The organism is Halorubrum tibetense (genome assembly GCF_055396225.1).
In genome coordinates, this window is record NZ_AP043742.1 from 1,383,407 (window position 1) to 1,409,865 (window position 26,459).

A 26,459-nucleotide genomic window follows, 5' to 3' on the forward strand; every position below is an offset into this window, starting at 1 on the left:
GGGACGCTCGGTACTCCAGTAAGCGATCAGCAACGACCCGACGACTCGATGCGGGACGTAGTCGAGCGGTCCCGGAGCGGCGCACCGGCGGTCGGCGAGGCCGTTCGAGATCGCTTCTCCTCGGACGAAGTGTTCCAGCGTATCATCGCCGCCGCCGACGAGGAAGTGACCTCGGGCGGCCGGGAGCTGTTCTTCAGCGGGATCGCGGCGGGGCTCGCGATCACGATCACGTTCCTGTTGTACGCCTCGATGACGGAGGCGACAAACGGTCACCCGATACTGAGCGTGTTGTTGTACCCGCTCGGGTTCATCTACATCATCATCGGCGGGTACCAGCTGTACACGGAAAACACGCTTCCGCCCGTCGCACTGACGCTGGAGCGGCTCGCCAGTTTCCCGACCCTGCTTCGACACTGGAGTATCGTGCTCGCCGGGAACTTCGTCGGCGGCGCGTTCGGCGCGGTCGTGTTGGCGTATACGGGCGTCTTCTCGCCGGAAGTGATGGACGTCGCGATGTCGATCTCACAGTCCGGTGTCGACACGGACTGGTGGGCGCTGTTCTTCAAGGCCGCCATCGCCGGTCTCATCGTCGCCGGCGTCGTCTGGGTCGGCTTCGCGACGACGGACACCGTGACCCGAACGCTCGTGGTGTATCTGGCGTTCCTCGCGATCCCGCTCGGGAACCTGTATCACGTCGTCGTCTCCTTCACGGAGGCCCTGTTCCTGATGTTCGTCGGGACACTCGGGCTCTACGTGGGGATGGTGGAGTTCGTGTTACCGGTGTTGCTCGGCAACACCGCCGGCGGCGTGGTCCTCGTCACGCTGGTGAACTACTTCCACACGAGCGAGGAGCGGCTGGAGAACGCCCGGTTCGAAGGGATGTCTCGCCGGCTCTCCGTTCCGGAGTGGCTGCTCGGACGGGCAGCGGGCCGCTCGTACGTCCCCATCCTCAACACCGCGGAGGCGACGCTGTTCGCCGACGAGGGGTATCGCGTGATGGTCCCGGTGACGAACCCGCGAACGGACGCTCCCATCGTGGAGCTCGCGAGCCGGATCGCGAGCGATCACGAGGACGGACACGTCCACATGGTCCACGTCGTGCAGGCACCACGACGGATGTCCGTGTCGCGAGATTCCGGACAGGTCGTCGACGTCTCCGAATCGGGACTGACGGCGCTCCGGGAGACCGCGGGCGAATACGACGTCGAGGTGTCGAGCTCGACCGTCGTTTCCCACCGTTCGTTCGAGGAGGTGTTCACCATGGCCAAACGGACCCGCCCGGACGCCGTGTTGATGGGGTGGAGCGACAACCACCTGTGGAGCGCCGCACGCGCGGAGCGGCCGATAGACGAGCTGACGAACCAGCTCCCCTGTGATTTCCTGATCTTGAACGACCGCGAGTTCGACACCTCCCGGATCCTCCTTCCGACCGCCGGCGGGCCGGACTCCGCGCTGAGCGCGGAGGTCGCGAGCACCCTCTCGCGGACCGCGGACGCGGAGGTGACGCTCCTCCACGTCGTCGACGACGCGGCGGACCGCTCGGAGGGGGAGGCGTTCCTCGCCTCGTGGGCGGCGGAGCACGACCTCGAGGAGGCGAACCGGATCGTCGACGACGGCGGCGACGTCGAGACGGCGATCGTCGAGGCGGCGAGGGAGAACACGCTCGTCGTCATCGGAGCGACGGAGAAAGGCGTTCTCTCGCGGCTCGTCTCGAACGCCCTCCATCTGGACATCATCGACGATATCGACTGTTCGCTGTTACTCGCGGAGCGGCCGCAACGCCGCTCGCTCCGTGAGCGGCTGTTCGGCGGCGGCCGACGGCAGACCGGGGCGACGACGGACGTCGAATCCGTGGGGGAGGAGCGCCCCGGCAGCGAGGTGGCAGAGGCGACCGATGCGCCCGCGACGCGGACGGACGACCCCGACGGCGACGAGTACCCGACCGAAGAGGCGGTGATCGCCGATCACGAGGACCGAGGCGAAAGCGACGAAGCGGAACCGACCGGAAATTGGAGCGACAGCAACGATGACGGGGACGACGGCGGAGAGCGGAACACGAAATAGTCCGGGTCGGCAGCCGGAGCTGTCGTGCGGGGTAACGAGCGGCCGACTCCAAACTGCCAGGACGCTCGACGCGAAACCGGGGGGACGACACGAGACGATCCGGAGGGATGAAACCGGACCGGACGACACGAAATCGGTAGCTACTCCTCGGCGTCCCGCGTCGGCAACCCGGCGTCGTAGTCGACCGCGTCGACGACGATATCGAGGACGTGCTCGACGTTCTCGTCCTCGGTGATACTCATCGTCGCGTCGACGGCCTCCGCGCGAACCGCGTCGAACCGGTCGTGTTTGTTCGCGACCGTGATCAGCGGTATCGACTCGTCGAACAGCGCACGGACCTCCTCGCGGAGCTCGAGCTGCACGTCGAGGGGGTAGCCGCAGTCGCCGGAGGGGTCAAGGACGAACAGCACCGCGTCGGCGAGGTGGGAGACGGCGCTGACGGCCTGCCTCTCGATGTCGTTCCGTTCCTCCTCGGGCCGGTCGAGGAGGCCGGGCGTGTCGACGATCTGGTACCGGACGCGGTCGCGCTCGAAGTGGCCGACCTGAACGCCGCGGGTCGTAAAGGGATACTCGGCGATCTCGTTCGAGGCGCGCGTGACGCGGTTCACGAACGAGGACTTGCCGACGTTAGGGTAGCCGGCGACGACGATCGCGGGCTCGTCCGGGCGGATGTCGGGGAGGTCACGGAGGTCGTCGCGAGAGTCGCCGATGTAGCGGAGATCATCCTCGATCTGGTCCATGATGTCCGCCATCCGAGCGAACGCCTGCTTTCGGTGTTTCCGGGCGGTGTCGACGTCGGAATTGCGGATCTTGGTCGTGTACTCGTCGCGGAGTTCCTCGATCTGCCGGCTCGCCCACATCACTTGAGAGAGCGCCTGTCGGAGCCGGTCGACGTCGACGATCGCGTCGGCGAGCTCGTAGTAGAACGGGTCGACGTCGAAGCCGAAATCCGGCCAGGAGACGACGACGTTCTCTAAGTTGTCCGAGAGGACGTTGCCGGCGGTCCGGAGCATCGACTCCTGGGCCTCGTGGCCGCGCTTGGCGCGTCCCGCGCGTGCGGCCCGGGAGAACGCCTTGTCGACGAGTTCCTCCGAGCGGGGGGTCGTCGGGAGGCCCTCGAATATCATACCCCGGCGTACCCGGCCGAGGCGTATAAGCGCGTCCGTTTCCCGCCCGCCGCGACACGGCTCCGCACGGACCGCAGCGCTCGACCGTCCGCAACCGTTCGACCGTCCGTCACTGCTCGACCGTCCACCGGTGTCCGACCGCGTCGTCCCGTCCCGCTCCGGTACGTTTACCCCGGTCGGTAGCCCCCGTTCGGACATGAGCCTCGAAGCCACCGTGGCCGCCCCGTTCCAGCGGCACGCGACGGAGCGGCTCGGCGAGGGTGAGTTCGTGGTTGCGTTGTCGCTGGAGCGCGAGTGGTTCTCTCCCGACCAAGCGAAGCGCCTCGTCGACGTGGCGGTTGGGCGCGGGCTCGTCGAGGAGGAGGACGGCGATCTCGTGGCCCGCTTCGACCCGGCTGACGTAACGGTCCCCGAGGAGTTCCGCCCGTCCGAGGAGGTGTTACGCGAGCAGTCGACGTTCGAGACCGCCCTCGACGCCATCGTCGACGCCGGCGTCGAGAAGCAGCGCGCAGTCGCCGCCATCAACGAGCGCCAGCGGGCGCTCGCGATCACCATCGAGGCGGCGGCAGTCCTCTACGCGAAAGAGCAGGGAGCGGCGGTCGACCGGCTCGCCGAGGACGTGCGCGCGGAGCTCGCGGGGGGCGAGTGATGGTCGAGGAGCGGCTGACAGACGGGGTCCGGATCGCACAACTCCTCGCCTCGGAGGTGACCGGCGACCGGGGGCGGCTCCGCGCGCTGGACGTGACCGACGCCGACCCCGACGTCGAACCGACGCCTGACGGCGCGCTCGCGTACGGGTTTGCGTCCGAGCGGGACCCGGCGACGCGGCTCGCCGACGTGTACGTCCACCCTGATCGGGTCCGGATCGAGGTCCGAGTCGCGCCGGATGCCGCCGCCGACGCCGCCACGGCGGCGGGGTTGCGCGTCAGGCCGAAAGCGGTTCGGCCGCCACGAACGCTGGTGTTCGTCGAGAGCGGCGCACAGGTGAAACGGGCCCTCCCGACGCTCGAAACGCTCCTCGAACACGTCGAATAGGCGGAGCGCGGCGGGAACACCGGAGAAGGGGAAAAGAGAGGAGAGAGGAAAGAGAAGAGAGAGAGGAGAGAGGAAAGAGAAGAGAGAGGAAAGAGAAGAGAGAGAGGAGAGAGGAAAGAGAGGAAAACAACCGGACGAAACGGGGTCGTGGTTCGCCCGGGCAGCGATATCAGTCGCTTCGACCGCCGTCGCCCATGGCGCGGTTCCCCGACGGCGACGCCGAGAAGCCACCCGATCCGTCCGTACCCGATCTGTCGCTGACATCGAACCGTCGGAGCAGCCGCTGGAGCCGCTCGGCCTGATCGACGAGCGACCCGACCTCGGTGGTCGCCTGCGACATCGCCGACAGCTGGTCGGCGGCTGCCATCGAGACGTCGTCGGCCTCCTCGGCGGTGGCCTGACTGATCCCGGCCACTTCCTCGGCCATCGACACCGTTTCCTCGGTGCTGGCGGCCTGGTCGTCGGTCGCGTTGCTGATCTCGCGGATCCCCTCGTCGGTCTCGGCGGCGTTGTCGGCGACCTTCGTGAACGCGTCCGCCGTGTCGCGGACGGCGTCCGCGCCGTCCTGCATGTGTTCGCTGGCCGTGTTGACTTCCTCGACCGTCGCGGCAGTCTGGGCCTGCGTCCCGTCGATCAACGCCTCGATCTCCTCGGCCGCCTCCTTCGTCTCCTCGGCGAGCTGTTTCACCTCGTCGGCGACGACGGCGAACCCGTCACTCGCACCGTTACCGCTACCGCCGGCGCGTGCGGCCTCGATGTTCGCGTTGAGCGCGAGGAGGTTGGTCTGTTCGGCGATATCGCCGATCAGGTCGACGATCTCGCCGATGTCGTCCATCCGCTCGTCGAGGTGTCTGACGTTCTCCGCCGTGGACTCGATCGCCGCCTGGGACTCCCGTACGCTGTCGATCGCCGCCTCGGCCGTCTCCTCGCCTTCGTCGGCGATCGCGGTGGTCTGCTGGGCGGCGTCGGCGACCGTCTCCGTCGACGATGCGACTTCCTCTATCGCCGCCGAGAGGTTGTTCATCTCGCTCGACACCTGCGCGAGCATCTCCCGCTGTTCGTCGGCCCCGTCCGCGATCTCCGCGATCGACTCGGTCACGTCCTCGCTGAGCCCCTCGGCCGTGTCCACCCCCTCCATCGCCTTACTGCTCGCGTCGGACACCTCGTGGGCGAACGACTGGATCTCGCCCATCGTCGCCTCGATGTCGTCCATCATCTCGTTGAACGCCGTGCCGATCCGTTCCATCGCCTCGGCGTCGGTGTCGGCGTCCATCCGGGCCGTCAGGTCGCCGTCGGCCGCCCGCGTCATCACCGACGAGAAATCGGCCGCCTTTCGCTCGAGCTCCTCGTTCACCGCGTCGATCTCGTCTTTCTGGGCTTTGATCTCCTGTTGGGCGTTCTCGATCTCCGCGCGCTGTTCCTCGAGCTGGTCTATCTCCGCCGATTTCGCGTCGATCTCCGCGAGCTGCTCCTCGATGTCGCGCCGTGACGATTCGATCGAGGACCACAGCTGGAGGATCCCCGCGACGCCGGCGAGAACGAACACCGCGTGAACGTTCGCCCAGAACCCGTGGTTCTGCATCGCCGGCTCGTGGTTGAACATCATCCCCATCTCGAGCACCGAGAACAGCTGGTGTGTCGCCGCGACGACGGTCACGCCGATCGCCAGCGGCACCCAGTCCTCGTACATGGCCAGCCAGACGACGGCGACGAAGTAGTGGAAGTGCGCCTCGATGAATCCGCCCGAAAAGGAGACGAGCACCGTCGACGCCCATGTCAACGCGAGCGCGATCGCTCCGGCTCGGGCCCGCCGCGGTAGCATCGGAACCGCCGCGACAGCAGTCAACACCCCGATAACCCCGACCCACAGGACCAGCTCGGTCGTCGCGATCGCGGGCAACGTCGCTCCCGATATCGGCTCCGGACCCTCGAGCAGCCCGAGCGCGACGAGGAACGGGATGTGCAGCGCCGAAATGACGAGCATGATCCGATGCCGGCGAGTCCACGTTTCCGCGTCGATCTTACTCCCGTCAGGGATCGACTCGAACAGGCCGCTGAAGCGACCGGACGCGCGGTCAGTGATATTCATGATTATCGCAGGTCTCTCTCCGGAACGTATGAATCCTCAGTTGCGATTATCAGATACTGTACTCTCAGGTGGCAAGCGGACGTCTCATACGGGGACGTGGGATCGACGAGCTGAGCCGGACGGTTTTACTTCGAGCCGCGACACGGTACGCTCGTGACCCTCGATCCGATCCACGTCGAGAACATCGCGCGGCTCGCGTACGGCATCGCGGGCGACGTGGACACCACCGACCACGAGGACCTCGCAGGGCAGGTCTGGACGGAGTGGCTCCCCGAGCTCTACCGCGACGGGCGGGTCGTCGTCGAGCCCGTCGCCGACCACGAGCGGGGGCTGGCCCCGATCGACGACGTCGCCCTCGCGGAGCGACCCTTCGGAACGGTCCACGGGCTCGACTCGGGCACGATCAACCCCACGACGTTCAAGAACGGGCTCGTCGTCGACGTCGCACACGCGGCGATGGCGGCCGACCCGACGGACCTCGACCTTCACCGTGACCGGACGATCGTCGCGACCGTGCACGCCGGCGACTCGACCGCCGATTTCGACGGCGAGTGGACCGAGCGCGACGCGGGTCACACCCGCCAGCGCGTGCTCCACGCCCCGCGCGTGAACCGGTACGCCGAAGGGGTCGTCCACGCGCTCGCGCTGTACCTCGCTGAGGGGACCCACGCGCTCGATCACGCCGACGAGGTGGACGAGCTGCTGGTGCTCGACGGGCCGATATACCCGAAGGAGCTGTTCACGTGGCAGGACCGCGACCCCGAGCTCGGCGAGCTGGCGCGGGAGGCGAAGCCGCGAGCGGTCGTCGAGAAGTACGTCCGGCTCGTCGAGCGGTTCGTCGAGCGCGACGTACCGCTCGCCGGGTTCGTGAAGAACCCCTCCAGCCGGACGATCGTCCGGTCGCTCGACCGCAAGGGGTTCGAGTCGCCGTGGCCCGACGACACCGCGCTGTTCACGCGGCTGTTGGAGCGGCGCGAGGGAGCCGGCGACACGGCCGGCGTCGGCGCGAGCGCGGATCGCGACGAGGGCGACGACGCGCGGGTCGAGGACGCGCTCACGTTCACCACGTGGTTCCACAGCCGGGGCGGCGCGGACCGGACGATGGCGGCCGACAGCGACGCGCTCGGGATCGAGCGCCGGCTCGACGCGGAACTGTACGAGCCGACGTTCATGGTCGTCTACGACCCGCGAACCGACGTGACGTACAAGTTGGAAGCGCCGTACGCGTTCACGCGCGAGGACGCCACCCGCGAGCGGCTCACCCGGCAGGTGCTCGCGGACGTGGCGACGACACGCGGGCCGCCGGCGGCGGTCGGGAAGGCGGACGAGCTGGCGCGGATCTCGACGACGGAGAAGGCGGCGCTGCGCCGGAAGTTCGAAGAGCGGTTCGACAGCGACCAGCAGGCGACGTACGACGACCACCGCTGGGGAAAAGCGCAGTACTGAGCCGGCGGTCCCCGTGGTGTCCGATACGGGGACTGGGCAGCCGGGACGCCGATCCGGCAGCCGGGACGCCGATCCAGGGTTACAGACTGTCGACGAGGAGGACGACGTAGATCATCGCGTTGTAGAGCCCGTGGGCCAGCCCAGGGATCAACACGTTGTCGGTCCGCTCGTAGAGGAGTCCGAGCACACAGCCGAGCGTGGCTGCGATACCGACGTACGCCCACTGTTCTGCGGGAGAGCCGTCGACGCCGGGGAGGTGGATCAGCCCGAACAGCAGGCTCGCGATCAGGATCGCGGGGAGGGCGTCGAACGCCCGGCGGATCCCCCCCTGAACGACCCCGCGGAACAGCAGCTCCTCGACTGGGCCGACGACGAGAAGCGACACCGCGATCATCGCGAGGTAGTAGATGATCGGGTCGCCGCCGGGAACGGTCGCCTGGTTCCGTGCGGTGCCGAGCCCGGCCAGCTGGAGTCCGAACAGCGCGGCGTACTGGAAGACGAGCAGGGCGACCGCGACGCTCACGACGAGCCCGGCGTCGCGCCGCGAGAGCCGCGAGAGGCGAAACAGATCCCACTCGTCGGTGATCGCCAGATACGCGAGGGCCGCGAGGAGGAACCCGCCAAACTGGACGATGGTCCGGAGCAGCTGCCACCCGTTGCCGCCCTCGACGACGAGGCCGGCTCGGACCGCCAGCGTCGAGGCCGGTTGGGTGACCGCGCTGGCGACGAGGAGGGCGAGGAGGACGGCGAACAGCGCGCTCGCCAGTCGACGGAGGCGGCGAAGCGGGTCGTGGGTGTCGTGGCCGGCGGCGGCATCGGGGACAGCGGTGTCGTCGTGGCCGCCGGAGCTGTCGTGGCCGCCGGAGCCGTCGGGACCGTCGTCGCTCATCGGCGGACGTAGGGAACAGGGGGAGTTAGGCGCACCGCTCCCGGTCAGCGGGACTCGACCCGGAGCTCGCGTTTGTCGTCGACCGCCTCGGCCTCGGCGAACTCGCCGCCACCGAGCAGCCCTCGGGCCGCGTTCTTCCCCCATTCGACCGCGGGCTGGGTGAACGTCGAGACGCTCGCCAGCTCGCCGTACAGCACGCAGGCCGCCTCCATCCCGTACAGGAGCTCGCCGAGGTTCCGCTCGTCGACGCGATCGATCTCCACGCGGAGGTTGGGGACGCCGGCGGCGGCGAGGCTCGCCTCCGTGGCGTCGAACTCGGCGTCGAGGAGGTCACCGAGCGAGGAGCCGCCGAGGTAGGCGAGCCCCTCCAGTTCCGTCTCGGGGATCGGGGTCGTCGCCCGCTCCGTCGGCCGGACGAGCGTCACGAGTTTGTCCGGGGGGCCCGCCCGATACAGCTGGAGCTGGGAGTGCTGGTCGGTCGCGCCGAGCGCGCGGGCGGGCGTCTGGCCGAGCCCGTCCTTGCCGAGGCTCTCGGCCCACAGCTGGGCGAACCACTCCGCGAACGTCTCCAGCGACTCCGCATAGGGCATGACCGCGTTCGTGAGCGCGCCGCGCTCCGCGAGCGCGTACGTAGTCGCGCCGTAGGCGTACGCCGGGGACTCGAACAGCGACCCAGACAGCGCGTCCATCCCGTCACGCCCCCCAGCGAGCACCGCCTCGATGTCGTGGCCTTGGAGCGTGGCGACCGCGAGGCCGACCGTCGAGAGGACCGAGAAGCGCCCGGGTACCCCCTCGGGTACGTCGAGCGCGGGGAGGTCGTGGTCCTCGGCGAGTCGTCGGAGGTTCCCCGCCTCGCCCGTGGTGACGAGGGTACGCTCGGTCCAGTCGACGCCGGCGTCGGTCATCGCCTCGCGGACGACGAGGAAGTTGGCGAGCGTCTCGGCGGTGGTTCCCGACCGCGAGACGACGTTGACGACGACGTCTTCGAGCGGGAGGTCGGCGAGCAGCGCCCGGACGTGGTCGGGGTCGACGTTGTCGAGGAAGTAGGCGTCCACGTCGCTTTCGAGCGCGTCCGCGAGCGTCGCGGCCCCGAGCGCGCTCCCGCCGATGCCGACCGTGAGGACCGCGTGGGGGTCATCGAAGGGCGCGACCGCCGCGCGGATCGCGTCCGGGTCCGCCGTTTCGGGGAGGTTTAACGAGGCGTAGCCGAACTCGTCGTCGACCATCCCGGCCGTGATCCGCTCGTGTGCGTCCGCGACCCGCCCGTCGAGTCGCTCCAGCGTGTCCTCCGTGAGTCCCGGCGTCGTGCCGAGCGCGTTGCCGATGTCGACGTTCATGAACGAACGAGCGGGCGAGGGCGACTTAAGTATGGGTTACGCGCCGCCCGACATCGACCGCGGACGTCGTTATCGGCGGCTCCCGTCAGCAGCGAAACCCACCATCGACGGCTCCCGTCGTCACAGGTCGCGACAGCGGCTTATATACCGCCGATCCACAGTTTATATACTCAGATCTATCCGTGTTCTCATCCGTGTGTTGCGATGCGGTGGCGCGCGCGATCCGCGGACGACCGACGGGAGTCCGCGGCGCGTGCGAGGGAGGTCGCGGGGCGACACGATATGGTGCGGTGCGGCCTCGCGTCGCCCCGCGACCGAGGCTGGGGAGGCGTGAGGTCCCGCTCGGCGAACCGGTCCGCGGATACGTCACTTATAGCCCACCGATCGGACCGAAAAAGAGGATACGGCTGGGTTCCCGCACTGGCAAGACGACTCAGAGACGGTTCGAACGCTCGAACGCTCGAATGCCCTTATAAACCGATCACCGACCGGATTCGTAGAACTCCTCGCGATACACCCGGCCGAACGCGTTCCGGCGGAGGGTGCTCACCGCCGCGTCCTCGCCGTCCTGGAACGTCGTCGCGATCACCGTCTCGGCGAACGGGATCGGATGCCACGCGACGTTGTCGACGCGCTCCCCGCCGAGCCGCGTCACGTCCGCTTCGTCGTAGTCGGACGTCGAGAGCCACTCGTCGAACTCCGCTTCGGTGCCGACGTGGACCGCCAACAGCTCGGCGAAGATCGCGTCGCGGGCGGTCTCGACGACCTCGGGACGGACGCGCTCGTCGTACTCGTCCGCGCCGAACTCCATCGCCTTCGCCGTCTCCCGAACGACGGTTTGGGCGGCCGGGCCGGCGTCCTCGTAGCGCTCCAGCGCTTCCGACCGGGTCGTGGGGGCGAACGGGCCTCGGGTTCTCATACGCGGCAGTGAGGGATCCACCGAAAAGGGCGTTGTGTTACGGGTCGGGGCGGTCGTCGGTGGCGTCGGTGGCGTCGGTGGCGGTGGAATCGACCGTCCCGTCCGCCCCACGCGCCTCGTCGGTCTCGTCGGGGTCGGCTACGCCTTCCTCGTCCGCCCCGTCCGCCCCGTCCGCGTACATCTCCCGAGTCAGTTCGCGCGCCTCCCGGACCGCGGCCGCTGCCTCCGGATCCAGCTCCGAGGGATCGGAATCACGGAGCGGGGTGCGGGAATCGGCAGCCTGCCCGTGGTCGTGTCCGTGGTCGTGTCCATGCCCGTGGTCGTGTCCATGCCCGTGGTCGTGTCCATGCCCGTGGTCGTGTCCATGCCCGTGTCCGTGGTCGTGGCTGCCGGAAGCGACATCGGGCCGACCGGGGCTCCGATCGACGGTGTCTTCGAACACCTCGTGGTACTCCGCTTCGGCAGCATGTTCCGTGACCGCCTCGGCGAGCCCCGGCGGATCGCGACCGCTCCAATCGGGGACGTGCTCGTCGAGCCACGTCTCGTGGTCGTCACCGTGGAGCATCGCCGTGAACGCGAGGTGGTGGGCGAGGTGCTCGCCGTCGCGCTGGGGCGTCTCACAGACCGGACACGCGTATCCCATGTCGAGCGTGGGTTCGTGAGTGAGGCGTAAAGCGGCGTCGGACGATGACGGCGGTGACGGCGACGACGGCGGTGACGTGGTTCGTTTATAGAGATTAGGCGAGAAAACCCACGACTTTAGCCGTGGGATGAATCGCCGAACGGTTCTCAAAACGCCGTAGTCCAAAGGTTTGACTGCCCACACTTCGTATCTCTGTTTGTCGTTGCGATGGGTACCGCCATCGTGAACGATTGTCCGGGAACTGGTAGTTGACTTGGTGTTTGCCTCATCAAAAAGTAAGCCTTCGGACGCTTCAACCGACGTAAATAATCAGATAACTCCGAATCTGTCACAGGATAGGAGTAACGGGGGCGTGGCACTCCCATCGGCGTGTCGGGTCGCAAACGTACGTTCCCAAACCAGCGCAACGGGCGTGGGAAGCCCACGACTTTAGTCGTGGGTAGATGTCACACGGTAGTTCTCGTCTCCTCCGTCGGATTCCCGCCTTCCGATCGACGGATCCGCCGGCGCTCGCGTGCGCGTTTCTCGCGGCTATAACAGCAACTTTATCACTCGCACGGGGCGAATTTCCGGTAAGACTACTCCGTTAGGAGGTCCAACAGTGACTGAAGCCAACACACAACCGGAGGTGAACATCGGTCTCGTCGGTCACGTCGACCACGGGAAGACGACGCTCGTCCAGGCGTTGTCCGGCTCGTGGACCGACCAGCACAGCGAGGAAATGAAACGCGGTATCTCGATCCGACTCGGGTACGCGGACGCGACGTTCCGCCGCTGTCCCGGCGTCGACGAGCCCGAGTGTTACACCACGGACGAGGAGTGTGCGGACGGTTCGACGAGCGAAGTCCTACGCACCGTCTCGTTCGTCGACGCGCCGGGCCACGAGACGCTGATGGCGACGATGCTCTCGGGCGCGTCGATCATGGACGGTGCCGTGCTCGTCGTGAGCGCGACCGAGGACGTACCGCAGGCACAGACCGAAGAGCACCTGATGGCGCTCGATCTCATCGGGATCAATAACATCGTCATCGCGCAGAACAAGGTCGACCTCGTCGACCGCGACCGCGCCGTCGACAACTACGAGCAGATCCAAGAGTTCGTCGACGGTACCGTCGCGGAGGACGCCCCGATCGTCCCGGTGTCGGCCGGTCAGGAGGTCAACCTCGACCTCCTCATACAGGCCATCGAGGAGGAGATCCCGACACCGGATCGGGACCCCGACGAGAGCGCCCGGATGTACGCGGCCCGCTCGTTCGACATCAACCGGCCGGGCGCGACCGCGAGCGAGCTCAAAGGCGGCGTCGTCGGCGGCTCGCTCGTCGACGGGCAGCTGGAGGTCGGCGACGGCTTAGAGATCCGGCCCGGGCGACAGGTCGAAGAGGAGGGGCAGACGGAGTGGCGGCCGCTCGAAACGAGCGTTCGGTCGCTCCAAGCCGGCTCCCAGCAGGTCGATATCGCCCGCCCGGGCGGCCTCCTCGGCGTCGGAACCGGCCTCGACCCCAGTCTGACGAAGGGCGACGCGCTCGCGGGGCAGGTCGCCGGCGAACCGGGGACGCTCCCGCCGACGCGACACGAGTTCGAGATGCAAGTGGATCTGCTCGACCGCGTCGTCGGGAAAGAGGACGACGAGAGCGGCGAGAGCGACATCGAGGAGATCACGACGGGCGAGCCGCTCATGTTGACCGTCGGCACCGCGACCACTGTCGGGGCCGTGACGAGCGCTCGCGACGGCGAGTGTGAGGTGCGCCTCAAGCGGCCGGTGTGTGCGGAGGCCGGCGCGCAGATCGCCATCAACCGACGCGTCGGCGCGCGGTGGCGACTCATCGGCGTCGGGACGCTGTCGTAGCGTGACCGACACCTCGACGCCCGTCGTCGCGCTCGACACGAGTGCGCTGATGGCCCCGGTCGAGGCGAACATTCGGCTGTTCGAGGAGCTCGACCGGCTCCTCGGGACCTACGAGGCAGTCGTTCCGGCCGCCGTGCGGTCGGAGCTGGACGGGCTCGCGTCGGGCGCGGGAACGGCCGCGACCGCGGCGAGCGTCGGGGCGGACTTAGCGGGGCGGGCGCGGACGGTCGGCGTCGACGACGCGGACGTGGAAGACACGGACGCGGCCGACGACGACACCTACGCGGCCGACGACGACACCTACGCGGACGACGCCCTCGTCGCGCTCGCGGTGACGGGGCGCGTCGACTTCGTCGTGACGAACGACCGACCCCTCACCGAACGGGTGCTGGACGCGGACACACCAGTAATCTGTTTAAGGGGGCGGAACACACTGGCGATAACGGAACCATAGCGGACACGGACCGGGAGGGCGTCCCCGGCCGGGAACGCGCGACCGAAGAGGCGGGCGGCACGGAACGACGGATCACCCCGGAGACGGGGACGCGGGCGGCGCGACGAACGGAACGACGGACACACGCGATCACAACCACACCACACGCACATGTACAAACGAGTTCGACTCAAGGATACGGTCGAGGTCCCGCCGAAGCACCTGGCGGACGTCACCGACGAACGGGTGAAAGCCCTGCTACAGGACAAACTGGAAGGACGGATGGACGAGGAGGTCGGGAGCGTCGTGAGCGTTATCGAGGTCCACGACATCGGCGAGGGGGCGGTGTTACACAACCGTCCCGGCGTCTACTACGAGGCGGAGTTCGACGCGCTCACGTTCGATCCGGACATGCAGGAAGTGATCGACGGGACGGTCGTCGAGACGGTCGAGTTCGGCGCGTTCGTCGGGATTGGCCCGGTCGACGGCCTGCTTCACGTCTCACAGATCACCGACGAGTACCTCACGTTCGACGGGGCGAACCAGCAGCTCGCGTCCTCGGATTCGGACAAGACGCTCGGCGTCGACGACGCGGTTCGGGTCCGCGTAGTCACCAAGAGCGTCGACGAGCGCAACCCGCGTGACTCGAAGATCGGTCTCACCGCGAAACAGCCCGGGCTCGGCAAACACGACTGGCTCGAAAGCGACCGGCGGCGACGCGCGGAGTCCGGCGCGGCCGCGGAGGACGACTGATGGCGGAGGATCGGCTCGCGTGCCGGGAGTGTCACTACGTGAACGACCCGGACGCGCAGACGTGTGAGAGCTGTGGCTCCTCCTCACTGACCGAGGACTGGGCCGGGTACGTCATCATCACGAAGCCGGAGGAGAGCCAGATCGCCGAAGAGATGAACGTCTCGAAGGCGGGCTCGTACGCGCTGAAGGTCCGGTGATCGGGGCCACCCGTGTTGACCCTTCCAGATAGCCTGCGGGACGCGTTCAAGCAACCGATGGGTCCGGTGACGACCGATCCGGATACGCTGTTGGCGGCTGCGGCCGAGACCCGCGGGACGTACGGTACCCCCGACGCTCCGATCGTGGCGGTCGGCGATGTCGTCACCTATCACCTCCGGGAGGCGGGACGGGTTCCGGATGTCGCGCTCGTCGACGGGAAAACCGAACGCGAGGCGGTTCGGACCGAGATCGCGAACGCGCTCGATGGGGCCGAGGAGCGCCGTATAACGGTCGAAAACCCGGCTGCAACGCTCAGCGAGGGGCTGTTGGAGGCGTTGTCCGCGGCGCTGGTCGACCCCGACCCCGTCGTGATCGAGGTCGACGGCGAGGAGGACCTGGCTGCCTTGCCCGCGATCGTCGCGACCCCGGTCGGCGGGACCGTCGTCTACGGGCAACCCGGCGAGGGGATGGTGCACGTCGCGGTGACGCCCGAGTCCCGCGCGGAAGCGCGTGCGCTGTTCGAGCGGCTCGACGGCGACGTGGAGCAGGCGTTCGAGCGGCTCCGGATCGGCGACGACTGAGCGTCACGCGTGACTGAGCGTTACGCGCCGTGGCCGGCGGGCGCGAAGAACCGCGAACGGCGAACCGCGAGTGAGTGAGCGTAAGGGGAGAACGACTGTGGCGGCGATTTTCGACGGGTGCTACGTCCCGAACAGCCGGTTCAACACGAGCCGTTGGACCAGTCCGGCGCGCTGCTCGTCCGCCGGCTGAACCATCACCGCGGTACAGTCGACGCGATCGACGAGTTCGTCGCCCGGACGTCCGAACAGGTCGCCGAGGAGGCCGCGGCTCTCGACCGAGGTGACGAGCAGGTCGGCGGGCTCCGCGAACCGGACGAGGCCGTCGATCGGGTCGTCGGTTTCGAGCACGCGCGAGTCGACCGGAACCGTACAGATCCGGACGAGCTCGCGGTGGTAGTCCTCGACCGCCTGTCGGCGGGTGTCGGGCGCGTCCGACGGGATCGGCTGGAGAAGCGTCAGGCTCGCACCCGTCTCCTCGGCGAGGGCGTCCGCGACCAGCAGTTTGAGCGGGTCGTACGCGCCGCGCTGAGTGACGACCGCGATCTCGTCGGCCCCGTCGAAATCGCGGTCCTCGATGACGGCCGCGCCACACGGGACCTCGCGGAGGACTCGCGTGGTCTCCCCGCCGACGAGTCGGCGGTGAAGCTCTTCCGATCGACGTTCGAGAAGGACGAGGTCGTGACTCTCGTGGGCGGCGTACTCCGCGACCGACTCGGGAGCGTCCTCGGTGTGGACGACGTGGCGACGGAGCCGCCCCCGGTCCGGGTCGTCGGGGCGGAGGGGTTCGAGCGGGAGCTCGACATCGGCGACGTCCGACTCCGTGGCGAGGTCCGTCGACCGCGGATCGTCGGACTCGTCGACTTCGACCGCACCGTCAGCCCGGGGCCGGTCGGTGAACCACGACGGGGCCTCCCCGTCGTCATCGGACCATTGGTGGAACGGCGACTCCGCGGGCTCGACCCGATCGGTGTGAGCTGTGAACACCCGGTGCGGGTGTGACTCGAACCGAACCAGATCGACGGTCCCGCCGCGGAGTCGCGAGACATCGAGACCGATCCGGGTCATGTCGCGGGCAGCGGCGTCGCTCGTTCCCTCGGTCAACGCGACGAGCACGTCGGCCGGTTCCCCCCGGTCGAACAGCTCGCGGGTACGCTCGACCGCCCGATCCGCCACGCTTCGCCTGACGGCATCGCGGGCCGCGCCTTCGCGGTCGATCCGGCTCCGCGCGTAGACGAAATACCAGACTGCGGCGAGCGCCGCGATCCCGAGCGCGCCGAGCGCCGGGACGAGCCCGAGCTGGAAGAGGACGTAGCCGCCCCCGACGATCCCGAACAGCTGGAGCCAGGGGTACAACGGCGCACGGAACGCCGGCCGGTAGTCGTCGACCGCTCCCTCCCGGAACCCGACGAGGGCGACGTTCAACAGGATGAACACCAAGATCTGGAACGCACTCCCGAAGGAGGCGACCGCCTGGATCGGGAACACCGCGACGAGAACCATCAACACGAGCCCGGTGAGCGCGACCGCGTTCGCCGGAGTGCCGAACCGTTCGCTCACCTCCTCCAGCGACGACGGGAACACCCCGTCCCGCGCCATCGCGAGCGGGAACCGGGAAGCCGCGAGGATACCGGCGTTCGCGGTAGAGGCGAGCGCCATGATCGCCGCGATCACGATGGCGACGACACCCACCTGACCGAGCACCTCGTCGGCGACGAGCGCGATGACCGCACCCTCGCCGTCGGACTGGAGCTGACCGGCTTCGATCGCGGCCGGGATGTCGAGGACACCGACCGTGATGTACACCACCGCCGCGTACAGCGCGGCGACGATGGCGAGCGCGCCGACCATCGCGAGCGGGAGGTTGCGGCCGGGGTTTTTCACTTCTTCAGCGACCGCCGGGACCTTCGTCACGCCGGCGTAGGAGATGAACACGACCGCCGTCGCCGCGAGGATCCCCTCGGTTCCCGGGTCGAACGCACCCTCAGTCGCTGCCGGCTGGATATCGGGAACTCCGGCGACGATGAGCCACGCGAGCGCGGCGAACAGCGCGGCGACGATCCCGAACTGCAGCTTGCCGGATCCCTCGGCACTCACCAGGTTGACCACGGTGAAGAACAGCGCGAGCCCGACCGCGAGGAACGTGATCAGCTCGGCGAGTGACGGTTCGACGTACACCAGATACGGGACGCCCCCGACGAGCGCGAGCGCGCTCTTCAGCGACAGCATGATCCACGTGCCGACACCCGCGATCGTGCCGAGGAGCGGGCCCATCCCCCGCTCGACGAAGAGGTATGGGCCCCCGTCTTCGGGCATCGCCGTGGCCATCTCCGCCGCCGACAACGCCGCTGGGAGGACGAGCACCGCGGCGATCAGGAACGCGAGCACCGCCGCGGAGCCGGCATACACATACGCGATACCCGGGAGGATGAAGATCCCGGACCCGACCATCGCGCCGACCGCGATGGCGGTCGTCTCCGCCAGCCCGAGGTCGCGTTTCAGCCCGGATGGCATAGTCGTTTGAACTGACGGACGATCTCGTGTTCGTTCCCTGCGGTCGACCAGATTGGAGACGTGTCAGCGCCACGACGACACGATCTGGACGGTCGATCTCCGATCCGACCGACCTCGGAGTTGTAGTGTAACATCGTTACCCCGTACGGGGTGTAGCTGCCTTAGCCTCCAGTCTAACGAGTATGGGTCGGGGGGCTCGACGCCGCTCACTCCGCCGAAAGCGAGAGCCCGACGACGACCACGGCCGCGACGAGCGCGAGCGCGCTCGTCGCGAGCGGCGTGACCGGAACCGAACCGAACGTGAGATATGGGTCGACGCCGATGTCCGCGAACCACGCGGTCCGTTCGACGCCGGTGTGACCGATCGCGAGGATGCCGACTCCGGTGACGACACCCAAGAATCCGGTAATAAAGCCGATCCCCGTGAGGGCGTCCTCGAGGCCTATCAGGGTCCAAACGCGTGACTCGGGAGGGTCTCCCGTTTTCATTCGAGCGAGCAGCCCCAACCCGATCCCGGCGAGCGCGAGACAGAGGACACCGAAGGACGCGACTGCGGCGGCACCGAGCGGGGTCCGGATCGGATCACCGGTGAACTGGGCCTCAACGATCGGTTCGGGGAGCGTGAACACGATCGGCGCGGCCAACGCAGCGACGAACAAGAGGTAGCCGCACCAGCGAGCCTTCCGTGCGGCGGAAAGGGGGACCATGAGGTGTTTCGCCCGCATCAGCTCGTACCGCGAGCGATCACTCGGTTCGACGAAGGGGTCGTCCTCGCTGTCCATCTGGTCGTTCATTGTTACGTTCGTTCTTTCGGGTTCGAGTGACCTAAACCCTGTACAGGACGGCGGCATCCGTGTCGGCGGGCGAGCGCTGAACGCTTCGAAATCCTTTTACAGCGTTCGGGGGGTAGTACACGTAACTGAACCATGGACGTCGATATCATCTCCGAGGAGGAGAACCCAATGTTGCACCGGACGGACATCCGATTCGAGACGACCCACGAGGAGGCGACTCCCTCCCGCCTCTCGGTTCGCGATTCGCTCGCGGCCAAGCTCGATAAGGGCTCCGAGGAGGTCGTCGTCCACGAGCTGAACACGAAGTTCGGCATGCGAAAGACGGTCGGCTACGCGAAGGTGTACGAGTCGGCGGCTCACGCGCTTGACGTCGAACAGGACTACATGCTGGAACGGAACAAGATCGGCGCGGACGACGGCGCGGAAGAGGCCTAAGCGCGTCGGATGCGCGTTCTCGGTATCGAAGGAACAGCGTGGTGTGCGAGCGCCGCGCTCCACGATACCGGGACCGACACTACCCGTATCGAATCGAACCCATACGAACCGGAGAGCGGCGGCATTCACCCGCGGGAGGCCGCCGAACACATGGCCGATGCGATCCCCGAGGTCGTCGATACGGTGCTTTCGGGGGCCGACGTGGAAGGATCGGAGCACGGGGTCGACGCGGTCGCGTTCTCGCGCGGGCCGGGCCTCGGTCCGTGTCTCCGGGTGGTCGGAACCGCGGCGCGCGCGTTGGCCGGGACGCTCGACGTCCCGCTGGTCGGGGTGAACCACATGGTCGCCCACCTCGAGGTGGGTCGCCACCAGTCCGGGTTCGAGAACCCCGTCTGCCTGAACGCCTCGGGGGCGAACGCACACCTGCTGGGTTATCACGACGGACGTTACCGCGTTCTCGGTGAGACGATGGACGCCGGCGTCGGGAACGCGATCGATAAGTTCACCCGACACGTGGGATGGAGCCACCCAGGCGGCCCGAAAGTCGAATCGGCCGCGGCCGAGGCGACCGCGGGAACCGACGGCGGCGACCTGCTCGACCTCCCGTACGTCGTCAAAGGCATGGACTTCTCGTTTTCGGGGATCAGCTCGGCCGCCAACGACGCGTACGACGACGGCGAGCCCATCGAAGAGATCTGTTTCTCGCTGCAGGAACACGTGTTCGGAACCCTCGTCGAAGTGTCGGAGCGCGCGTTGTCGTTGACGGGGGCCGACGAACTGGTTCTCGGCGGGGGGGTCGGACAGAACGATCGCCTGCGTGAGATGCTCGAAACGATGTGTGACTCCCGAGGTGCGTCGTTCTACGCCCCTGATCCGCCGTACCTCCGCGACAACGCCGGGATGATCGCGATCCTGGGTGCGAAGATGGCGGCGGCCGGCGACACGTTACGGATCGCCGAGTCGTCTATCGACCCGAACTTCCGTCCCGACGACGTGCCGGTCACTTGGCGGGACGATACGTCGTCCGTCGTTCACGGCGCACCGAGCGACGGTCGTGGCGCAGAAGCGACGGTCGACGTTATCGCCGGGGCGGTCTCGGACGAAGTCGGCGGACCAGACGAGGGCTCAAGAGGAGATGTCGGCGGGCCGGACGAGCGGTTCGGAAGAGACGTCGGCGACCCGGATGAGCGGGGATCTCGCGTCCGAAAGCGGCGCGTGCCGAAACGCTACCGTCATCCGGCGTTGGACCGGTCGCTCCGCCGCGACCGAACCGTTTCCGAGGCTCGACTGACGAGCGAAGCGAGACGGGCCGGCGTCCCGACCCCACTCGTCCACGACGTCGACGTGCCGGACGCGACGATAACGCTCCAGTACGTCGGCGACCGCGACCTCGCGGTCGACATCACCAGGTCGAGTGATGGCGGCGGGTCGGGTGATAGAAAATCGGGAGACTGCGGCGTGAACATCGACGGGAAAGACCCCCGCCAGGTGACACGTGCGGTGGGGACGTACCTGGCGCGGTTACACCGCGCGGGGATCGTCCACGGCGATCCGACGACTCGAAACGTCCGGGTCGGTCGAACCGGGGGCCGCACGGGACCGGATCCAGTGCTGATCGACTTCGGGCTCGGGTACCACTCGGGCCACGTGGAGGACCACGCGATGGACCTCCACGTCTTCGAAGGGTCGGTGAACGCGACCGCAACGGATCCCCAGCCGCTTATCGAGGCGTTCGAGGAGGGGTACGGATCGGTCGGGGAGGACGCGGTTCTCGACAGGCTCGGGGAGATCAGGGACCGCGGCCGGTATCGCTGAACGGGCGGCAAGCGTCGCCACGATTTATATCCCCGGCGCGCGACCGGACACGTATGGACGAGAAACCGTCATCGGGAGAGATACTCGGGATCCCGTACAACTTCGAACGACCGAGCCTCGGCCGACTGCTCTCGTCGTACTGGCAGCCGGGGAAGGGAATGTTAGTCGAGAAGCCGTTCGGGATCGGCTACACCCTGAACCTCGCGAACTGGCGCTCGTGGGTCGTTCTCGCGGTCGCCGGAGGGCTGTACTACCAACAGAAGAGTTCCGGGGCGGCAAGCGGCGGCGACGGGGCGGCGGACGCGGAAGCCGACGACGGCCCCGTCGAAGTGATCGTCGACGACGACTGATCCGACGACTGCTGATCCGACGACTGCTGATCCGACGACTGCTGATTCGAGCGCGCGACCCGTCTCGCGGACGTTTTTCACCACGATCATGGACCCGGAGACTTATCACTGGAAGCCGCTAACTCCGCCACGATGGACCCCGAGGATCGGTCGGCATCGGACCCGAACACGCCGGCCGAGGCGGACGAATCACCCTCTGACGACGTGAGCGACGGCGAGACCGGCGGCGGATCCGTGACCGAGAACGGGACCGCGGACCGGAGCGAATCGACAGATCAGGGCAGATCGACTGACCGAACCGAGCCGGTTGTCGCGAACGAGGACGAGCCGGTTGACGCGAATGAGGACGAGCCGGTCGACGCGAACGAGGACGAGCCGGTCGACACGAACGAGGACGACGGGACGACCGAAGTGAACGGGGTGTCGGCTGGAGCACCCACCGATGTAGATACTGGACCCGAAAGGGTGGGATCCGACGATCCGCACGATGATCGAGGGTTCCTGTACCGGTTCCGTCACGACATGGACGGGCCGCTTATGTGGATCCGGGAAATGCTCTCCAGCGTCGCGGTCGTTCTCCTGATCGGCCTGCTTCTGTTCGGGCTCAGCGGGGTGTGGCCGCCGATGGTCGCCGTCGAATCCGGCAGCATGGAGCCGAACATGGACGTGGGTGACCTCGTGTTCGTCACGGAGCCCGGGCGGTTCGCACCCGACGCGGCGGACAACGACGCCGGCGTCGTTACACACGAGATCGGACAGGAGGCCGACTACCGGAGTTTCGACGACTACGGGTCGGTGGTTATTTTCCAACCGCCCGGGAGACAGGCGTCGCCGATAATCCATCGGGCGATGTTCCACGTCGAGGAGGGGGAAAACTGGTACGAACGAGCCGATCCCGAGTACCACAGCGCGAACAGCTGTGAGGAGCTCCGACACTGCCCGGCACCACGGGACGGATACGTCACCCTCGGCGACAACAACAGCGAGTATGACCAAGCAAACGGGTTAGCAGAACCCGTTGCGGAGGAGTGGATAACTGGCGTCGCCCGGCTTCGCGTCCCGTACCTCGGATACGTGCGATTGATCACGACCGGACAGGTAGAGATCGGTGATCTCCTGACCACCACCCCGATCGAGCTCACTTCGTCGATCGAGCTCACTTCGTCCGGTTCGCTCCTCGTAGACCACGCTCCGATCTCCGTACGAACGTGAGTTCCACCTGAAACCAAGGGGTTGTGTAAGTTAGTGCCGAAGTGTGTGGGATAACGAACTCGAACGTGGCGAGTTCAAACGTGACGGCTGTGAGCGCTGGTAGCGACGAAGCGGGAGATGCCTCGATACGATCGGGATCGAGTCGACCAACGTCGATACGACCGGGGAGTCAGTTATCGAAGCGAGCCTGGACGAACGGTTGTGCGTTCTCGATATCGCCGAGCCGGGAATCGGAGAGCAGGACCGCCTCGGTCTCCTCGACGGGAACTGACAACCCCATCTCCTTCGTCCGACCGTATCGCCCCTTCGAGACGACGACCGCGTTGACGATCCCAAGCATATCGAGCTCACTGATGAGATCGGTGACACGTCGCTGTGTGAGTACGTCCGCGTCGATCTCCTCACAGAGCCGCTTATAGATGTTGAACACCTCGCCGGTGTTGATATTGTGGACGCCGTTTTTTTCGAGTAATATAACTGCAAATAGAACTATCTTGCTCTGTGTGGGAAGCGTTCGGACGACCTCCACGACGCGGTCGAGTTCGATCTTGTCTTGGGCCTGTCTGACGTGTTTCTCGGCGACGATCTCCGCCTGCGAGCGCTCGGCGAGCTCGCCGGCCGTCCGGAGGAGGTCGAGCGCACGCCGGGCGTCTCCGTGCTCCTGTGCTGCGAAGGCCGCACACAATGGGATCACGTCGTCGGTGAGCGCGTCGGGTTTGAACGCGATGTCCGCGCGGTGTTGGAGGATATCACGGAGCTGGTTCGCGTCGTACGGGGGGAAGACTATCTCCTCCTCGCCGAGGCTGGATTTGACCCGTGGATCGAGGAAGTCAGTGAACTTCAGGTCGTTCGAGATCCCCATGATGGATATCCTGGAGTTGTCCAGCTCCGAGTTCATCCGAGAGAGGTTATACAGGGTGTCATCACCGCTCTTTTCGACGAGCTTGTCGATCTCGTCAAGCATGATCACGACGACGCGTTCGTGATAGTCCACGGCGTCGAAGAACGTGGTGTACACGCGGTCCGTCGGCCACCCCGTCATAGGGACTTCTTCCATCTCGTCGGCGTCCTCCTGCAGGCGTTCGATACGTTCTTCGATGGCCTCAGTCGACGAGAACTCGGTCTGTTCGAGCGCACTCGGGTCCTCGCTCGCGCTCGATCGTAGTCGCTCATAGCGCTCGATCCGTTCCTCGATAACCGCCTGGTTCTTTTCGATGAACGTGTTGGCGAGCTGCGCGAGGACGCGGTATTGGGTGTCGGTTACCTCACAATTAATGTACTCGACTTCGCAGGGGACGTCATACTTCTGTGACGTCGATTCGAGCTCCTGTGAGACGAACTTCGCGGAGGCCGTTTTTCCCGTTCCAGTTTTTCCGTATATAAGGATGTTCGACGGGGTCTCCCCGCGGAGCGCGGAGACGAGGATCGTCGCCATCCGGTTGATCTGGTCGTTACGATGGGGGAGCTCGTGGGGCGTGTACGACGGACGGAGGACCTCCTTGTTCTCGAAGATCGGTTCGCCGGAAAGGAGGTCATCGAACAGACCCTGGTTGTCGTCGTCGAGGACGACCCCGTCGAGGTCGACATCGGGGGAGGAACGGTCGCGACCGCTACTCCCGAGGTTAGTGTCGTTACCGCTGGTAGTGTCGGCGGTGTTGGTGGTGTTGGTGGTGTTGGTGGTGTTGGCGGTGTTGGCGGTGTTGGCGGTGTTGGTGGTGTTGGTGTTAGTAGTATTGGTGGTGATATTCTCAGTATCGCTGGGGGATACCTCATCAAGAGAGCGGCCATCAGCGCTGGAATGCTCACGTTGAAGCTCAGAATGATCGATGGAAGACGAAGAGGTGTTCGTGGGAAGAGACTCCGAAGATTCTCCATCGTCGGAAGGTGCTGGATCGTTAGCGACCACGTGATCGTCAGCCGGCTCGTTGGATGAACGAGAGGGATCATCGGATGTGGTTCCGCCGGGTTCCGACTCCTGTTGCTCGTTCACGACATCATCGCTGCTGTCATCGCTACTGTCATCGGTTCCGGTCGTCTCGGCTGTGTGTTCACCCTCGTCCATGTCATACCCCCTTGTTTCGGGTGGAATATCCCACACAGTAGCACGAAGAACCCGTTGAGCAGTCGTTAATACCGACCGATGACTGTTTTGGGCGTGTGGGAAAGTCCACTTGATGCAGTCGAACCAGATGAAGAGGTGCTACTAAAGTGTTCCTCTACGGACGCGATACGAAGGTGTCAGCTATTGATCCCGTTTCGACCGGTACCGTCGCTGTCTAACTGCTACGTGCCAGGTACCGAGAGGAGAGTGGAAGTGAAACGGTGGTGGCGGGATGTCGGGTACCGAGAGGTTATCGTAGACGTGACTGGGTATCGGGATCTTATCTCGTTCGTAACCGGTTGTAGCGAGCGGTTGACCTCGTCACCCCCCCACCCCTTCGTTTCGTGTGGAACGCGCGTAGGTAGGGGAGGGGTCAAACCGGTTATTGTATAGCAGTAGTTTTATTATAGAAAAGAACAAACAGTACCCTCGACAAACCCTAAAATATTAATTCTACTCTTGCTGTTTGATATTATCTGTTCTACTTATCCGTAGGTGACACTTCGGTCAAAGAACGACAGCTCTCCGCCCCGCCTCCGCTGCTCTCCACCCGAAACGAAGGGGTGGGGGAGGGGACCGAGCTAGACGCGCACTGTTCCTCGGCTCCTGACCGATCTTCCGGACTGACCTTTCGAAGTGATATCTTGTGAGGATGTCATCGACCCGTGAGGATGTCATCGACCCGTGAGGATGTCATCCACCAGAAACCCTGTCTGACGCAGTTCTTAAGTGAGAGCGGTGTGGACTCCCCGATATACCCGCATACGCCTAAGATCGTACGATGACGTACGAGGCGTCTGGGAACACACCACACTAGTGGAGGTCAGGATGGGACTGTTAACGAACCTCAGAGATAGCATATCACGGGTCACCGACGGCCTGTTCACGGACTCCGAACCGAAACGGATCGGGATCTATGGACCGCCGAACGCCGGAAAGACGACCCTCGCGAACCGTATCGCACGCGACTGGACCGGCGACGCCGTCGGGCCCGAGAGCCACATTCCACACGAAACGAGGCGGGCTCGCCGCAAGGAGAACGTCGAGATCGAGCGGAACGGCCGGAAAGTAACGATCGACATCGTGGACACGCCGGGTGTCACCACGAAAGTCGACTACAAGGAGTTCCTCGATCACGACATGGAGAAGGAGGACGCCGTTCGCCGCTCCCGCGAGGCGACCGAAGGGGTCGCTGAGGCGATGCACTGGCTCCGAGAGGACGTCGATGGCGTCATCTACGTGCTCGACTCGACGACGGACCCGTTCACACAGGTGAACACCATGCTCATCGGGATCATCGAGTCACAGGACCTCCCGGCGCTTATCCTCGCGAACAAGACGGATCTCCCGGAATCGGACGTCCAGCAGATCGCGAACGCCTTCCCGCAACACGAGACGATACCGCTGTCGGCGCTCGAAGGCGAGAACATGGACGAAGTGTACACGAAGATCGCGGAGTACTTCGGATAATGCCGGGTGCGACCCCAGACGTCGACGAGAACGGCGATCCCGTGGATAACGGCGTCCGTATCGACATGATAAGCGGGGCCCGGATGGAGGGGCTCACGAGCATGGAGAAGATCCGGCTCATCCTCGATGGCGTCCGCGACGGCAACATCGTCATCCTTGAGGAGGGCCTCTCGCCCGACGAGGAATCGAAGCTCATCGAGGTCACGATGACCGAGATCAGTCCCGACGACTTCACCGGGATCGAGATCGAGACCTACCCGAAGCCCGATGCGAACAGTCAGAGTTTCCTGGACAAGCTGATGGGGCGGGAGTCCACACAGAAGCTCACGGTTATCGGTCCTGCTAACCGGATCGAAACCCTCCACAAGGACGAAAATCTCATCAGCACGCTCGTCTCCCGGAAGTAACACA

Annotated in this window: 24 protein-coding genes; 15 read left to right on the forward strand and 9 right to left on the reverse strand. The window is 66.1% G+C overall.

Translation table 11 applies throughout. The annotated features are described in order from the left end of the window. The first annotated feature begins 48 nt into the window (after positions 1-48). Complete coding sequence (locus ACZ5TV_RS06990; RefSeq protein WP_379781715.1) at positions 49-2,064, forward strand: formate/nitrite transporter family protein; 2,016 nt, start codon at positions 49-51, stop codon at positions 2,062-2,064. A 140-nt stretch (positions 2,065-2,204) separates the two neighbouring features. Here the strand turns inward: ACZ5TV_RS06990 and ACZ5TV_RS06995 are convergent, their stop codons facing one another. Further along, positions 2,205-3,191 carry an NOG1 family protein gene (locus ACZ5TV_RS06995; RefSeq protein WP_379781717.1) on the reverse strand — a complete coding sequence of 329 codons (987 nt, stop codon included), beginning with the start codon at positions 3,189-3,191 and terminating at the stop codon, positions 2,205-2,207. A 196-nt stretch (positions 3,192-3,387) separates the two neighbouring features. Between ACZ5TV_RS06995 and ACZ5TV_RS07000 the strand changes: the two genes are divergently transcribed. Together ACZ5TV_RS07000 and ACZ5TV_RS07005 are read left to right on the forward strand one after the other, a co-directional pair. After that, a complete protein-coding gene (locus ACZ5TV_RS07000) occupies positions 3,388-3,840 on the forward strand; it encodes a DUF2240 family protein (protein ID WP_379781719.1) in 453 nt (150 codons plus the stop codon). Continuing rightward, complete coding sequence (locus ACZ5TV_RS07005) at positions 3,840-4,226, forward strand: hypothetical protein (protein ID WP_464384285.1); 387 nt, start codon at positions 3,840-3,842, stop codon at positions 4,224-4,226. Before ACZ5TV_RS07000 ends, ACZ5TV_RS07005 begins: the two co-directional genes overlap by 1 nt. A gap of 169 nt (positions 4,227-4,395) precedes the next feature. On the opposite strand, the gene ACZ5TV_RS07010 is transcribed toward ACZ5TV_RS07005, so the two are convergent. After that, positions 4,396-6,315 (reverse strand): methyl-accepting chemotaxis protein, encoded by a 1,920-nt coding sequence (locus ACZ5TV_RS07010; RefSeq protein WP_379782959.1) that lies wholly within the window; start codon positions 6,313-6,315, stop codon positions 4,396-4,398. A gap of 153 nt (positions 6,316-6,468) precedes the next feature. Here ACZ5TV_RS07010 and ACZ5TV_RS07015 point away from each other — a divergent pair, with 153 nt between their 5' ends. After that, positions 6,469-7,761 (forward strand): DNA double-strand break repair nuclease NurA, encoded by a 1,293-nt coding sequence (locus ACZ5TV_RS07015; RefSeq protein ID WP_464384286.1) that lies wholly within the window; start codon positions 6,469-6,471, stop codon positions 7,759-7,761. Between the two features lie 79 nt (positions 7,762-7,840). Here ACZ5TV_RS07015 and ACZ5TV_RS07020 read toward each other — a convergent pair whose 3' ends face one another. The 4 genes from ACZ5TV_RS07020 to ACZ5TV_RS07035 all read right to left on the reverse strand — a co-directional run bounded on the left by ACZ5TV_RS07020 (position 7,841) and on the right by ACZ5TV_RS07035 (position 11,549). Then, complete coding sequence (locus ACZ5TV_RS07020) at positions 7,841-8,650, reverse strand: lysostaphin resistance A-like protein (RefSeq protein ID WP_464384287.1); 810 nt, start codon at positions 8,648-8,650, stop codon at positions 7,841-7,843. Between the two features lie 44 nt (positions 8,651-8,694). Further along, entirely contained in the window at positions 8,695-9,987 is a 1,293-nt protein-coding gene (locus tag ACZ5TV_RS07025; protein ID WP_464384288.1) for a glucose-6-phosphate isomerase, read from the reverse strand. Between the two features lie 481 nt (positions 9,988-10,468). Next, positions 10,469-10,906 (reverse strand): DUF5809 family protein, encoded by a 438-nt coding sequence (locus ACZ5TV_RS07030; protein ID WP_379782148.1) that lies wholly within the window; start codon positions 10,904-10,906, stop codon positions 10,469-10,471. Between the two features lie 37 nt (positions 10,907-10,943). Beyond that, complete coding sequence (locus ACZ5TV_RS07035) at positions 10,944-11,549, reverse strand: DUF5810 domain-containing protein (RefSeq protein WP_379782150.1); 606 nt, start codon at positions 11,547-11,549, stop codon at positions 10,944-10,946. Between the two features lie 601 nt (positions 11,550-12,150). Here ACZ5TV_RS07035 and ACZ5TV_RS07040 point away from each other — a divergent pair. The 5 genes from ACZ5TV_RS07040 to ACZ5TV_RS07060 all read left to right on the forward strand — a co-directional run bounded on the left by ACZ5TV_RS07040 (position 12,151) and on the right by ACZ5TV_RS07060 (position 15,360). Next, entirely contained in the window at positions 12,151-13,395 is a 1,245-nt protein-coding gene (locus ACZ5TV_RS07040) for a translation initiation factor IF-2 subunit gamma (protein ID WP_379782152.1), read from the forward strand. A gap of 1 nt (position 13,396) precedes the next feature. Next, positions 13,397-13,849 (forward strand): twitching motility protein PilT, encoded by a 453-nt coding sequence (locus tag ACZ5TV_RS07045; RefSeq protein WP_464384289.1) that lies wholly within the window; start codon positions 13,397-13,399, stop codon positions 13,847-13,849. A 150-nt stretch (positions 13,850-13,999) separates the two neighbouring features. Beyond that, positions 14,000-14,581, forward strand: coding sequence for a DNA-directed RNA polymerase (locus ACZ5TV_RS07050; RefSeq protein ID WP_379778795.1), 582 nt, complete (start codon positions 14,000-14,002; stop codon positions 14,579-14,581). Then, positions 14,581-14,778: a transcription elongation factor subunit Spt4 gene (gene spt4 / locus ACZ5TV_RS07055; RefSeq protein WP_379778792.1), complete on the forward strand. Its 198-nt coding sequence runs from the start codon at positions 14,581-14,583 to the stop codon at positions 14,776-14,778. The genes ACZ5TV_RS07050 and spt4 overlap by 1 nt, the downstream gene beginning before the upstream one ends. A gap of 12 nt (positions 14,779-14,790) precedes the next feature. Further along, positions 14,791-15,360, forward strand: a complete 570-nt coding sequence (locus ACZ5TV_RS07060) for a GTP-dependent dephospho-CoA kinase family protein (protein ID WP_379778789.1) — start codon at positions 14,791-14,793, stop codon at positions 15,358-15,360. 120 nt (positions 15,361-15,480) lie between these two features. Here ACZ5TV_RS07060 and ACZ5TV_RS07065 read toward each other — a convergent pair whose 3' ends face one another. Both ACZ5TV_RS07065 and ACZ5TV_RS07070 read right to left on the reverse strand, forming a co-directional pair. After that, complete coding sequence (locus ACZ5TV_RS07065; RefSeq protein ID WP_379778786.1) at positions 15,481-17,871, reverse strand: amino acid permease; 2,391 nt, start codon at positions 17,869-17,871, stop codon at positions 15,481-15,483. Between the two features lie 206 nt (positions 17,872-18,077). Beyond that, a complete protein-coding gene (locus ACZ5TV_RS07070; protein ID WP_379778783.1) occupies positions 18,078-18,665 on the reverse strand; it encodes a hypothetical protein in 588 nt (195 codons plus the stop codon). A 132-nt stretch (positions 18,666-18,797) separates the two neighbouring features. Between ACZ5TV_RS07070 and ACZ5TV_RS07075 the strand changes: the two genes are divergently transcribed. From ACZ5TV_RS07075 to ACZ5TV_RS07090, 4 genes are all read left to right on the forward strand, one after another. Then, on the forward strand, positions 18,798-19,100 hold the full coding sequence (locus ACZ5TV_RS07075; RefSeq protein ID WP_379778780.1) for a 30S ribosomal protein S24e: 303 nt from the start codon (positions 18,798-18,800) through the stop codon (positions 19,098-19,100). A gap of 9 nt (positions 19,101-19,109) precedes the next feature. Then, a complete protein-coding gene (locus ACZ5TV_RS07080) occupies positions 19,110-20,915 on the forward strand; it encodes a bifunctional N(6)-L-threonylcarbamoyladenine synthase/serine/threonine protein kinase (protein ID WP_379778777.1) in 1,806 nt (601 codons plus the stop codon). A 53-nt stretch (positions 20,916-20,968) separates the two neighbouring features. Then, a complete protein-coding gene (locus ACZ5TV_RS07085; protein WP_379778775.1) occupies positions 20,969-21,265 on the forward strand; it encodes a DUF5808 domain-containing protein in 297 nt (98 codons plus the stop codon). A gap of 132 nt (positions 21,266-21,397) precedes the next feature. Next, on the forward strand, positions 21,398-22,477 hold the full coding sequence (locus tag ACZ5TV_RS07090) for a S26 family signal peptidase (RefSeq protein ID WP_379778772.1): 1,080 nt from the start codon (positions 21,398-21,400) through the stop codon (positions 22,475-22,477). A gap of 169 nt (positions 22,478-22,646) precedes the next feature. Here the strand turns inward: ACZ5TV_RS07090 and ACZ5TV_RS07095 are convergent, their stop codons facing one another. Beyond that, positions 22,647-24,539, reverse strand: coding sequence for a Cdc6/Cdc18 family protein (locus ACZ5TV_RS07095; RefSeq protein ID WP_379778769.1), 1,893 nt, complete (start codon positions 24,537-24,539; stop codon positions 22,647-22,649). Positions 24,540-25,406: 867 nt separating this feature from the next. Here ACZ5TV_RS07095 and ACZ5TV_RS07100 point away from each other — a divergent pair. Further along, the gene (locus ACZ5TV_RS07100; protein ID WP_379778766.1) at positions 25,407-26,048 is read left to right on the forward strand and encodes an Era-like GTP-binding protein; all 642 of its coding nucleotides are present in this window, start codon (positions 25,407-25,409) and stop codon (positions 26,046-26,048) included. Further along, positions 26,048-26,455 carry a DUF2073 domain-containing protein gene (locus tag ACZ5TV_RS07105; RefSeq protein WP_379778763.1) on the forward strand — a complete coding sequence of 136 codons (408 nt, stop codon included), beginning with the start codon at positions 26,048-26,050 and terminating at the stop codon, positions 26,453-26,455. The genes ACZ5TV_RS07100 and ACZ5TV_RS07105 overlap by 1 nt, the downstream gene beginning before the upstream one ends. Positions 26,456-26,459: the final 4 nt, after the last annotated feature.

Bases quoted from the DNA above. Each gene is read 5' to 3' on its own strand.
- ACZ5TV_RS07050 (WP_379778795.1), top strand. From the start codon at position 14,000: ATGTACAAACGAGTTCGACTCAAGGATACGGTCGAGGTCCCGCCGAAG.
- ACZ5TV_RS06990 (WP_379781715.1), top strand. From the start codon at position 49: ATGCGGGACGTAGTCGAGCGGTCCCGGAGCGGCGCACCGGCGGTCGGC.
- ACZ5TV_RS07090 (WP_379778772.1), top strand. From the start codon at position 21,398: ATGGACCCCGAGGATCGGTCGGCATCGGACCCGAACACGCCGGCCGAG.
- ACZ5TV_RS07025 (WP_464384288.1), bottom strand. From the start codon at position 9,987: ATGAACGTCGACATCGGCAACGCGCTCGGCACGACGCCGGGACTCACG.
- ACZ5TV_RS07105 (WP_379778763.1), top strand. From the start codon at position 26,048: ATGCCGGGTGCGACCCCAGACGTCGACGAGAACGGCGATCCCGTGGAT.
- ACZ5TV_RS07020 (WP_464384287.1), bottom strand. From the start codon at position 8,650: ATGAGCGACGACGGTCCCGACGGCTCCGGCGGCCACGACAGCTCCGGC.
- ACZ5TV_RS07065 (WP_379778786.1), bottom strand. From the start codon at position 17,871: ATGCCATCCGGGCTGAAACGCGACCTCGGGCTGGCGGAGACGACCGCC.
- ACZ5TV_RS06995 (WP_379781717.1), bottom strand. From the start codon at position 3,191: ATGATATTCGAGGGCCTCCCGACGACCCCCCGCTCGGAGGAACTCGTC.
- ACZ5TV_RS07010 (WP_379782959.1), bottom strand. From the start codon at position 6,315: ATGAATATCACTGACCGCGCGTCCGGTCGCTTCAGCGGCCTGTTCGAG.
- ACZ5TV_RS07005 (WP_464384285.1), top strand. From the start codon at position 3,840: ATGGTCGAGGAGCGGCTGACAGACGGGGTCCGGATCGCACAACTCCTC.
- ACZ5TV_RS07000 (WP_379781719.1), top strand. From the start codon at position 3,388: ATGAGCCTCGAAGCCACCGTGGCCGCCCCGTTCCAGCGGCACGCGACG.
- ACZ5TV_RS07070 (WP_379778783.1), bottom strand. From the start codon at position 18,665: ATGAACGACCAGATGGACAGCGAGGACGACCCCTTCGTCGAACCGAGT.
- ACZ5TV_RS07100 (WP_379778766.1), top strand. From the start codon at position 25,407: ATGGGACTGTTAACGAACCTCAGAGATAGCATATCACGGGTCACCGAC.
- ACZ5TV_RS07085 (WP_379778775.1), top strand. From the start codon at position 20,969: ATGGACGAGAAACCGTCATCGGGAGAGATACTCGGGATCCCGTACAAC.
- ACZ5TV_RS07080 (WP_379778777.1), top strand. From the start codon at position 19,110: ATGCGCGTTCTCGGTATCGAAGGAACAGCGTGGTGTGCGAGCGCCGCG.
- ACZ5TV_RS07095 (WP_379778769.1), bottom strand. From the start codon at position 24,539: ATGGACGAGGGTGAACACACAGCCGAGACGACCGGAACCGATGACAGT.
- spt4 (WP_379778792.1), top strand. From the start codon at position 14,581: ATGGCGGAGGATCGGCTCGCGTGCCGGGAGTGTCACTACGTGAACGAC.
- ACZ5TV_RS07035 (WP_379782150.1), bottom strand. From the start codon at position 11,549: ATGGGATACGCGTGTCCGGTCTGTGAGACGCCCCAGCGCGACGGCGAG.
- ACZ5TV_RS07075 (WP_379778780.1), top strand. From the start codon at position 18,798: ATGGACGTCGATATCATCTCCGAGGAGGAGAACCCAATGTTGCACCGG.
- ACZ5TV_RS07030 (WP_379782148.1), bottom strand. From the start codon at position 10,906: ATGAGAACCCGAGGCCCGTTCGCCCCCACGACCCGGTCGGAAGCGCTG.